At 44.1% G+C, this 10,995-nt stretch carries 10 protein-coding genes; 1 reads left to right on the plus strand and 9 read right to left on the minus strand.

What is annotated here, in order from left to right:
• Window positions 1–64: 64 nt before the first annotated feature.
• Window positions 65–940 (plus strand): prephenate dehydratase, encoded by an 876-nt coding sequence (pheA, locus tag NLP_RS17520; protein ID WP_104907511.1) that lies wholly within the window; start codon window positions 65–67, stop codon window positions 938–940.
• A gap of 78 nt (window positions 941–1,018) precedes the next feature.
• On the opposite strand, the gene NLP_RS17525 is transcribed toward pheA, so the two are convergent.
• The 9 genes from NLP_RS17525 to NLP_RS17565 form a co-directional block, all read right to left on the minus strand.
• Window positions 1,019–1,666, minus strand: a complete 648-nt coding sequence (locus NLP_RS17525; RefSeq protein ID WP_094349488.1) for an LON peptidase substrate-binding domain-containing protein — start codon at window positions 1,664–1,666, stop codon at window positions 1,019–1,021.
• Window positions 1,667–1,887: 221 nt separating this feature from the next.
• Window positions 1,888–2,205: a 30S ribosomal protein S10 gene (gene rpsJ, locus NLP_RS17530; protein WP_008232935.1), complete on the minus strand. Its 318-nt coding sequence runs from the start codon at window positions 2,203–2,205 to the stop codon at window positions 1,888–1,890.
• Between the two features lie 182 nt (window positions 2,206–2,387).
• Window positions 2,388–3,617 (minus strand): elongation factor Tu, encoded by a 1,230-nt coding sequence (gene tuf, locus NLP_RS17535; RefSeq protein WP_104907512.1) that lies wholly within the window; start codon window positions 3,615–3,617, stop codon window positions 2,388–2,390.
• Window positions 3,618–3,640: 23 nt separating this feature from the next.
• A complete protein-coding gene (gene fusA / locus NLP_RS17540) occupies window positions 3,641–5,719 on the minus strand; it encodes an elongation factor G (RefSeq protein ID WP_104907513.1) in 2,079 nt (692 codons plus the stop codon).
• Between the two features lie 138 nt (window positions 5,720–5,857).
• Window positions 5,858–6,328: a 30S ribosomal protein S7 gene (gene rpsG / locus NLP_RS17545; RefSeq protein ID WP_069070112.1), complete on the minus strand. Its 471-nt coding sequence runs from the start codon at window positions 6,326–6,328 to the stop codon at window positions 5,858–5,860.
• A 550-nt stretch (window positions 6,329–6,878) separates the two neighbouring features.
• On the minus strand, window positions 6,879–7,262 hold the full coding sequence (gene rpsL / locus NLP_RS17550) for a 30S ribosomal protein S12 (protein ID WP_045868172.1): 384 nt from the start codon (window positions 7,260–7,262) through the stop codon (window positions 6,879–6,881).
• A gap of 133 nt (window positions 7,263–7,395) precedes the next feature.
• On the minus strand, window positions 7,396–7,719 hold the full coding sequence (locus NLP_RS17555) for a HesB/IscA family protein (RefSeq protein ID WP_104907514.1): 324 nt from the start codon (window positions 7,717–7,719) through the stop codon (window positions 7,396–7,398).
• Between the two features lie 250 nt (window positions 7,720–7,969).
• Entirely contained in the window at window positions 7,970–8,389 is a 420-nt protein-coding gene (locus NLP_RS17560; protein WP_104907515.1) for a cupin domain-containing protein, read from the minus strand.
• Window positions 8,390–8,646: 257 nt separating this feature from the next.
• Window positions 8,647–10,701: a phosphodiester glycosidase family protein gene (locus NLP_RS17565; RefSeq protein ID WP_199784638.1), complete on the minus strand. Its 2,055-nt coding sequence runs from the start codon at window positions 10,699–10,701 to the stop codon at window positions 8,647–8,649.
• Window positions 10,702–10,995 lie beyond the last annotated feature (294 nt).

Raw genomic sequence — 10,995 nt, forward strand, 5'->3', positions numbered from 1 at the left:
ATTTGCCAAACCAAAATATTATAATCTCTGTTTACGCATTAAACTAGCAACTCAAGGCTAAAACATGACTTTATCGATCGCACATTTAGGGCCTCCCGGCACTTACACAGAACAAGCAGCTGTTTTTTATGTCAACTGGTTGAGCAAAAGTACGGGAAGTGAAGCTATATTATGCCCCTATCCCACTATCCCTCAATCACTGCACGCCGTTGCTAATGGTCAAGCTCACTTGGCTGTTGTGCCAGTAGAAAATTCTATTGAAGGGAGTGTGACTACAACAATGGATACACTATGGCAGTTGGACAGTTTGCGTATTCAGTTGGCTTTGGTATTACCCATTGCCCATACGTTAATTTCCTGTGCGTCTAATTTAAATAGGATTAAAACTGTTTACTCCCACCCGCAAGCTTTGGCACAATGTCAGGGATGGTTAGAGCAGTTTCTCTCAACAGTAGAGATTATTCCCAGTAATTCCACAACCGAAGCACTACAGCGATTGGAGCAAGATACAACAACGGCAGCGATCGCTTCTAGTAGAGCAGCTCAACTTTACAACCTACCGATACTTGCTAGTGGTATCAACGACAATCCAGAAAACTTTACTCGTTTTTGGGTAGTAAGTCAGGGGGAAGTGGACGCTGGATACCAGGCAACAAAAGCGCCTGCTAGTCACACATCACTGGCTTTTAGTATGCCTGCCAACACACCCGGAGCATTGGTAAAACCTTTGCAAATATTTGCTCAACTGGGAATTAACCTCAGTCGGATTGAATCTCGTCCAACGAAGCGATCGCTAGGCGAATACTTGTTTTTCATGGATTTAGAAGCAGATGTCAAGGAAGCACAAATGCAATCTGCTTTAGCAGAATTAATTACTCACACAGAGATTTTAAAAATTCTTGGCGCTTACAATGTTTTACCGATCGCCACCCTTACTTGAAAAGTTAAGAGTTATCTGTTTGGGACTAGAAATTATAAGTTGTCAATCTTTTATTTTTTGTTATTTCTTTCTAATTCCTCACTTTTCACTAAATGTGTCTTTGAGAACAGCGCGAGCTGCCAAGTGATTCCGAGTAGAAGTTAAAATTTCTGCTTCCCGCTCTAGACGAGTTACAGTATCTTGCATTTCTAACAATAATTGCTGCTCTGCGGCGACACCATAAAGATTACTGGCTACCCAATAAGATAACTCTGTTGGTAAATCGGGCAAATCTTCTGGCAGTTCGATATTTTGTTCGGTTAATTTGGCTGACAGACGCACTACATCTCGCAGTAGTTGTTCTACTTCAGTTGATAAAGGTCGCAAATCTTTAGTTGGTGGTTGATCTTCTATCCACTCAACTAAGCCAACCCGGTATGGCTTTTCACGAACATACTCTAATACACGAAATCTTTGCTGCCCTAAAGTCATCATCTTGATCCGATCGTCTGGCAGCCGTTGGTGATGAATGATTTCGGCACAGCAACCAGTGTTTGCAATTGTACCTTTGACTGGATCAAACATCAAAACACCGAACCTGCGATCGCTCTCCAAAATCGTGTTCATCATGATTCGGTAGCGAAATTCAAAGATGTGCAGGGGTAATGGCCTAGTAGGAAACAGAACTACTTCGGGTAACGGGAACAGAGGTAGTTCGCGAACTGCAATTTTAGAAGATGATGTCATTGTTATTTTGCGATAAACTTAATCTTTAAAATTTCTTTTTCTCTGCTTTTCCCGTACTTTACCTACATTCTATCATTTCTATCATTTGTTTCCTAGCTAAATAAAAGCCCTGAGATATATTTCTTCAGGGCTATGTAAATATTCATACTAATGTAATTTGTCTTTTGTCCTTTGTCCTTCGTCCTTTGCTAATGACAAATGACCAATTACTAATGACTAAATTAAAGTTTGACTTCGATATCTACGCCCGATGGTAGATCCAATTTCATCAGGGCATCAATAGTCTTAGAAGAGGGCTGGTAAATGTCAATAATCCGGCGATGAGTACGGGTTTCAAAGTGCTCCCGTGAATCTTTATCTACGTGGGGCGATCGCAGCACACAATAGATCCGGCGTTTTGTTGGTAAAGGAATTGGGCCTATAGCTGTAGCGTTGGTGCGGTTAGCTGTGTCTACAATCTTCTCGCAAGATGTATCTAATAAGCGCCTGTCAAAGGCTTGTAAGCGGATTCTAATCTTCTGCTGCTGTAGAGTTGCCATCTTTAATTTTCCAGGTTCTGCGTAATTAGGGGAGTATTACAGGTTAAAGGTTACAGGGTAAAGGTTACAGAAAACTATTACCTGTCCCCTGTAACCTATTACCTTATTTATAGAGGGAAGAGAAAGGAGCAGAGAGGCAAAATACATACCATCTCTGCTCCTTTGTTATGAGCAAAAAGGTGCTACTTGATAATTTTGGAGACGACACCAGCACCGATGGTGCGACCACCTTCGCGGATAGCGAAGCGCATTCCTTGTTCAATCGCGATCGCGTTGATCAATTCTACTGTCATCTTGATGCGATCGCCTGGCATTACCATTTCTACTTCTTTGCCTTCATCGGAGGTGTAGGCTTTGATGGTACCAGTTACATCAGTTGTCCGTACGTAGAACTGGGGACGGTAGCCAGCGAAAAATGGAGTTTTACGACCACCTTCTTTTTCTGTTAAGACATAAACCTCACCTTCAAATTCATTGTGAGGTTTAATCGAACCAGGTTTGGCAATGACCATACCCCGTTCAATATCAGCCTTCTGGATACCCCGGAGTAGTACGCCAGCATTATCCCCAGCCATACCTTGGTCGAGACTCTTTTTGAACATCTCAATACCAGTTACGGTAGTGGCGCGAGTATCTCTGATACCTACTAGTTCAACGTTATCGCCAACTTTGACTACACCCCGCTCAATCCGACCGGTGGCGACAGTACCACGACCTGTAATTGAGAACACGTCTTCTACAGCCATCAGGAAGGGTTTATCAACATCCCGCTCAGGAGTGGGGATGTAAGAATCTACAGCATCCATCAATTCGTAGATTTTGTCTACCCATGGATTTTCACCGCGTTGGGTCTTAGGATTCTTGGTCATTGCTTCTAGAGCTTGTAGACCAGAGCCTTTGACGATGGGGATATCGTCACCAGGGAAATCATAACTGCTTAACAGTTCTCTCAGTTCTAGTTCTACTAGTTCCAAAAGTTCTGGGTCATCCATCAAATCTTCTTTGTTCAAGAAGACAACCAGACTGGGAACGCCTACCTGTTTTGCCAACAGAATGTGTTCGCGGGTTTGGGGCATAGGGCCATCGGTAGCAGCAACTACCAGGATACCTCCGTCCATCTGGGCAGCACCGGTGATCATGTTCTTCACATAGTCAGCGTGTCCTGGACAGTCTACGTGAGCATAGTGCCGACTTGCGGTTTCATACTCTACGTGAGCGGTATTGATGGTAATACCCCGTGCCTTTTCTTCTGGGGCATTATCGATTTGATCGTAGCCTTTAGCTATAGCTTGACCCATAGCAGCCAAGGTCATGGTGATGGCTGCTGTCAAGGTAGTTTTACCGTGGTCAACGTGGCCAACTGTACCGATATTGATGTGGGGTTTATTCCTTTCAAACTTTGCGCGTGCCATGAATGCTCATTTCCTTATTTTAACTAAGCGTTCCCTTTGCTTTTTGCAATGATAGTTTCAGCTACGCTGCGAGGCACCTCTTCGTAGTGGCTGAACTCCATCGTGAAGATACCCCGACCTTGCGTCTTTGAACGGATATCAGTGGCGTAGCCAAACATGGTCGCTAGTGGAACTTTGGATGCGACCTTAGCGAGTCCCTGTTCAGTGCTTTGGCTTTCAATCTGCCCTCGGCGGGAGATGAGGTCGCCAATGACGTTCCCGATATAGTCTTCAGGAACTTCAACCTCAACTTTCATCATAGGCTCTAAGAGGACGGGTGAAGCTTTCAGCACAGCCTCTTTCATCGCCATTGAGCCGGCGATTTTGAAAGCCATTTCCGAAGAGTCTACATCGTGGTATGACCCATCAATTAGCGTCGCTTTGACGTCAATCAACGGATATCCAGCTAGAACACCGGATTCACAGCTTTCTTTCATTCCTTGTTCTGCGGGGCCAACGTACTCTTTAGGTACTGTACCGCCGGCAATTTTGGAGACGAATTCAAAACCAGTACCGGGTTCTCCAGGCTCCAAATTGATCACAACGTGACCGTATTGACCTTTACCACCACTTTGGCGGATGAATTTGCCTTCAATTTTGCTCACAGCTTTCCGAATTGTTTCCCGGTAAGCTACTTGCGGCGCACCTACATTCGCTTCCACCTTGAATTCTCGTAACATCCGGTCTACTAGAATTTCTAGGTGTAGCTCTCCCATCCCCGCGATCACGGTTTGGTTTGTTTCCGGATCGACGCGGACACGGAAGGTGGGGTCTTCTTCTGAGAGAGATTGCAGAGCCTTGGACAGCTTGTCCATGTCATTCTTAGTTTTGGGTTCAACCGCCACCGAGATCACAGGCTCAGGAATGAATAGGGATTCCAAAATTACTGGCGATCCATCATCACAGAGCGTGTCACCTGTCAAGGTGTCTTTCAATCCCAAAGCTGCTCCCAAATCACCCGCTCGCAGCTCATCGACATCTTGCCGATCGTCTGCTTTCATTAGAACTAAGCGGGAAATCCGTTCTTTTTTATTCTTACTAGCGTTGAGTACGTAGCTGCCCTTTTTCAGGACACCAGAATAAACGCGAACAAATGTCAGGCGACCATAAGGGTCAGCCATAATCTTGAATGCCAGAGCTGCTAGGGGTTCGTTGTCATCAGCCCGCCGCTCAATAGTATCGCCATTCGGCAGTAAGCCTTGAATTGGCGGTACTTCACTTGGCGCTGGCAAGTAATCAACAACGGCATCCAGCATCAGCTGTACGCCTTTGTTTTTGAATGCCGAACCGCAAAGTACTGGTACAATTGTCCCCGCAATTGTGCCTTTACGCAGGGCAGTCCGAACTTCCTGTTCTGTAAGTTCTTCGCCCTCGAAGTACTTAGTCATCAGAGCATCATCAGTTTCTGCCGCAGCTTCTATTAGCTTGGTGCGGAATTCGTCTACCTGCGCTTGCAATGCTTCCGGGATATCGGTTTCCTGGATATCGGTTCCTTGATCGTTTGCGTAAATATACGCACGCATTCGGACTAAATCAACGATGCCTTGGAAGTCGTTTTCACTACCAATTGGTAGTTGAATGGCGATCGCATTCGCCCGCAGGCGATCGCGGATTTGTTCGTGAACTTTATAAAAGTTCGCTCCGGTGCGATCCATCTTGTTGATAAAGGCTATCCGAGGAACTTTGTAGCGTTCTGCTTGCCGCCACACTGTCTCAGACTGCGGTTGCACGCCGCCCACAGAACAAAATACTGCGATTACACCATCCAACACGCGCATGGAACGCTCAACTTCAATTGTGAAGTCTACGTGGCCCGGAGTATCGATAATGTTAATTTGATGATCTTTCCAACTGGTACTGATCGCAGCAGCAGTAATGGTAATTCCCCGCTCCCGCTCCTGCTCCATCCAGTCTGTGACGGCAGTTCCTTCATGAACTTCGCCAATTTTATGAATTATTCCAGAGTAAAATAATATTCTCTCTGTTGTTGTTGTTTTGCCCGCATCTATATGCGCCGCAATACCAATGTTGCGTACTTTCTCTAGCGGGATCGTGCGTGCCACAGCTACCTCCTATAGTTTTTGCCTCATGATATCTTGTATATTACTCTTTGTTAAGATTCTATACTTTTACGGAAAACCGTCTTCTTTTTGCAAATCCACGATATACCACTTTAGCAAGGCGATATATCGCTTTTTGACTTAATAACGATAGTGGGCAAATGCTTTGTTAGCTTCTGCCATCCGGTGCGTTTCTTCGCGTTTCCGAATAGCATTGCCAGTTTCGTTGGCAGCATCCATTAATTCATTTGCCAATTTGCTTGCCATTGTCCGGCCTGGTCTGGAGCGGGAATATTGCACTAACCAACGCAGTGCTAGGGTAGTGCCCCGTTCTGTACGCACTTCCATTGGTACTTGGTAAGTTGCTCCACCAACTCGCCGAGCTTTTACTTCTACTAAAGGCGTGGCATTTCGCACTGCTCTTTCAAAGGTTTCCAACGCACCAGCACCAGTGCGTTCTTCAATAGTTTTTAATGCATCATAAACAATGCGTGCGGCAAGTGATTTTTTGCCATGACGCATGATCCGTCTGATAATCATGCTCACAAGGCGACTGTTATATACGGAGTCAGACGGAACTGGGCGCCTTTGAATAACACCACGACGAGACATACTTCACCTTTAATTCGGAATTGGCAACGAAATTATATGCTATCAGACACCGGAAACTAAAAGCTGTAAAACCCAATCTTCAGACTTTTTCAATTTTGTTTTCGACTGTTGCAGCAAGGCTGACCTATTGACTGCCAATTTTGGATTAGAGTTTTTGGTAGATGTTCCGACCACAAGGATTGGAAAAAATCAAACGTCTATAAGCCTCATACCCTTGTGGGTTCGACCAATCCAAAATTGCAAATCGCTCGACTGAGCGTAGTCGAAGTCTAAAATCCAAAATTCATTGACTTGCTACCTGCAACTAAATACTCAAGGCGACAACATTTTAAACCTTAATATCCAGATTAGAATTCTGCTGTGGGTTACAGCGTTATCCTCAGAACTTCTACACTTGCTCGCTTAGTGTAGGTGTAGCTTGCTTGATTTTTTAAACAAACTTGAGCAGCTTTCATAACTGCTCTTAGAACACAGACCCTGATAGTTTTTTGTCCTTGAGCGCTTCTTAAGTAGACGATCAATCGTGTTGGATGCGATTAATCGCCCAATCCTATTTTTTCGCTGCTTTCGGACGTTTGGTTCCATACTTGGAACGACCTTGTTTGCGGTCTTTGACTCCGGCTGTATCTAGGGTGCCACGGATAATGTGGTATCTCACGCCTGGTAGATCCTTAACCCGACCGCCACGAATCATCACAACTGAGTGTTCTTGTAAGTTGTGACCAATACCTGGAATATAAGCTGTGACTTCAAATCCAGAGGTAAGTCTGACTCTTGCTACTTTGCGTAGGGCTGAGTTAGGCTTTTTTGGTGTGGTCGTGTATACTCTGGTACAAACTCCTCGACGTTGGGGACATTGTTTCAGAGCAGGGGACTTGGTTTTCTGACGCGCTTGTTCGCGCTCATTTCGTATTAGCTGCTGTATTGTTGGCATGAGTTACAGCGCGTAAAGCTGCTTATAGTCTAAGTTTTAACAAATCCTGATTATATCTTTTTTTACGGCTTTATGTCAATTGTTATTTTTCCTTAGTAATTGAACATCTGTTTTTTGACTAATTGTTCAATCACTAAGGACTTAAGGAGAAGGAATTGCCACAACCACAGGTAGCGATCGCCTGGGGATTGTGGAAGCGAAAACCACCACCCATTAGGTCTTCTGAATAATCAACTCTCAAACCGTTGAGGTAATTTAAGCTTGTGGCATCGATGACTACTTGAATCTCATCCAAGTCGAAAACCTGGTCGCCAACTTTTATTGTTTCATCGAAGGACATATCATAAAATAATCCAGAACAACCACCTGGTTTTACTGCCAATCGAAACAAGACATTTGGCTGCTTGGACTTAATTCGCCCAATCTCACTTATGGCTGCTTCACTCAGATGAATCATGGAACTCGTTTTTTGCAATTGAATACCCCATCTTCCATTTTACAGATGGGTTGACCTTTGCTTGTGCAAAATTCCAAATCACCGAAGGTATGAGCGCGATCGCTATTACTACATTTATAACACTAATATGCTTCAGTCCCCACCTTGTTAAGGTAGGGACTTCTGGGGTGCAATAGTTCGTTTACAAAGACGGTTTACATAAAAATGTATTCAGCTTTAGGATTAGAGCTTTAATAGCATTCTTTTGGTTTTAATCTTTGGTACGGGCATAGTCATCTTGGTAGCGGATAATATCATCTTCTCCTAAGTATTCGCCATTTTGGACTTCAATCAAGACCAAAGGGATCACGCCTGGATTCTCTAAACGATGAGATGTACATTGAGGTACATAAGTTGACTCATTATTGCTCAGTAGTACTTCTTTTTCACCACAAACTACTCTAGCTGTACCAGAGACGACAATCCAATGTTCGCTGCGGTGATGGTGCATTTGTAGACTGAGGCGGTGTCCAGGCTTAACTTCGATGCGCTTAATTTTGTATCCGCGCCCTTCTTCCAAAACTGTAAAAGCACCCCAAGGACGTAATTCAGTTGCAGCAACGCCCCTGGAAGTTATGTTTGGAGGGAGGTGTAGAGTTTCAGTCTGTGTAGTTTCTTGATATCGAGCCATAGTTACCTCATTTGAAGACATAACAAACCGTTGGTACTCTTAATTATTGATAAAAAAATCTAGCGCTATCTTGCAACCTTGAAAATCAGCAATTTTGTCGCACTTTGATAAACATAGCAAAATCAGACCTTATGGTGTAAACCATCACTACTAAAATTCTGATGTCTACACCAAGTCTTCATCAAGCTAAATAACAGCTTGTTCTAAACTTTAAAAAGTGACTGGAGATTGGGGATTGAGTTTTTCCCTATTCCCCATTATCGTGATTGCAGGAAAATACCAATTCCGTTATGAACACGAGCAGGGGTACTGGGCGATCGATCGAGTAGTTGCCCTCCTAAATAAAGGCTGGTAGAACTACCGCCATCTAAATTTAGGGCATTCACACAGCCCATGAGTTGCATCAATTGGGCATGTTCTGCCAAATTAGGCCCATAACCGCCGACACGATTATGTGTGGCAGTAATCATCAGTGTGTCTGTTGCCGTTGTGCAAATACCGCTACGAATAGCCTTTTCGGCAATAAAGGCATTGCTGAATTTTTCGCCTTTGGCATCAAGGACAATTTGACGATTTTGGACTAATAGCGGCCCAGCACCAATAATGTGGGGATAACGACTAAAATCAGCTGGAGTAGTAGCGCTGGAAATACTTACTGCGCTTCCAATAGGTAGCTGGGAGGCAGCACTAGTAGCGTTAGCGCGTAAAGTTAGCAGGTAGCCATCCTGGGGAATGGGAACCGCTGTCGCACCAACTTTGCCGCCTGGTAACTGATTAGTAATTTGGTCTTTTTCTACCACTAAGATAATTTCGTTATCTGTCAGGGGTGTGTAAGTTGATCCCCAAGCTGAGGTGTAACGAGCAATGCCACTTTGAATGTAGCCACTGTTGAGAAACAGAATTGGTAGGCGCTGGTCATTTGCCGTAATTAAAGTTTCTTCCAAGGTGAGACGACCGAAGTAAAATTGGCCTGAATCATTCCAAGCGATCGCACCCCGGTTAAGAATCGGGCCTGATAACCACTGACTATCCCGACGAATCGCACCCAATGGCAATCTGTTATTACGGTTAAAATAACCACCATTAATTCCAGCTACTGCTAAGTAACGTTGTGCTGTTTGAATTAAGGGAGCAGTACCGGCTAGCCCTGATGGACTAGCCCACATAGGTTTAAACGTTAGCCCAAATTTGCGGGGATTAACTTCTAACCAGACCACAGGAAAGCGTTCTGTGCCTAAGTTGACATAATGCTGTCGCCAGCGCAATCCTGGGGCCCAAGTAATATCTCGTTCTTCTAGAGGATCGGGTCGAATATCGATCATCAGGCGATTGGGGTTAGCTACAGTAGTAACTTGAGGCGATAGACCAAAGGGAACGCTCAGACTAATAATCGTTTGGTTTTTCACCACCTCCACTTTTTGAATCAGTGGTTCAGGGGCTGGTAGTATTGGTTGTGTTGGTGTCGCTGGTGATAATTGTTTGAGCAGGTTTGGCAGCAATGTTGGTGGTGCTGGTGGTGGCTGGGGGGTATAGCGTTCTATCAAAACAGGGTCAGCTATTCCATCCAGAGTAATTGTCCACTGTCTATTTGGCGGTACAGTGGATTTGGGAGTTGGCGTATCTGGATCGGAAGATGGAGTTTGCAGTTTGGCGATCGCTGACCCTTGTGCAACTTGCCAGGGAGTTGAACGATCTAAATCGACAATAATCCGAGCCTGTTGCAAAGGGACACTCGCTTCTGGAGGTTGCTGACTCGGAACAATATTTGTGACTTGTACTTTTGGGGTAGCAATTTCCAAGGTGTTGCCATTAGCTTGGATTTGCCATCCTGATGTTCGAGCAAAATTAGTAATATCCAGATAGCGATATGCTCCTACTAGCCTGGCGGCTAAAACCTGTGGCGTTGTTATCGGCGAAAACCACTGTATTGGTTGTTTCGCTGAATTACTACTGTTTAAGAAATTTACTCCAATTAATTGCCTGAATGCCCCGTCACTGAGATGAGTTGTCACCTGACCAGATTTTCCAGGTTGCTGCAACCAAGTTCCTGGTAGAGTACGACCATTGAGGGAAATTTGATTACCAGAAAATGCCGCGCCTGTTAAAGGAGGTGTCGGTGACTGTGAGATTAACTTGGGTGTTGATTTTGTGGTTTTTAGGGACTCCTGGGCGTTGATAGGATAGGTAGTAATTAAGCACAGTACTGTCAAAAGTATTGGTGACACAGTAGCCCGAAAAAATTTGCGTTCGCCCTTGGCTTTGACGGAGCCATCGCTAATCCCTGATTGGCAACAATTCGGCATTTTTACCATAATTTACTAGGTACTTTTGAAAACTATCACCCAAGGTATAAACTAACTAATTATTTGGAAATATAAAGAAAGCATGACTTTATTTTTGAATAAATATGGTAATCTATATATTGGCTATTTGTCTCTTTTAAACACACATTAATTTATGTAGACGCTAAAGCCACTGCAATCAAGTGTTTTAACTTCCACTAATTTTAAGCACACCATATACGGTAGTTTTGGTTATCAAAACTGGATTAAGATATTTAATCCTAGCTGAACGTTGCTAATATGATTATTTCAGTAATGTCTAGT

It is taken from the genome of Nostoc sp. 'Lobaria pulmonaria (5183) cyanobiont' (genome assembly GCF_002949795.1).
Lineage (GTDB): Bacteria > Cyanobacteriota > Cyanobacteriia > Cyanobacteriales > Nostocaceae > Nostoc.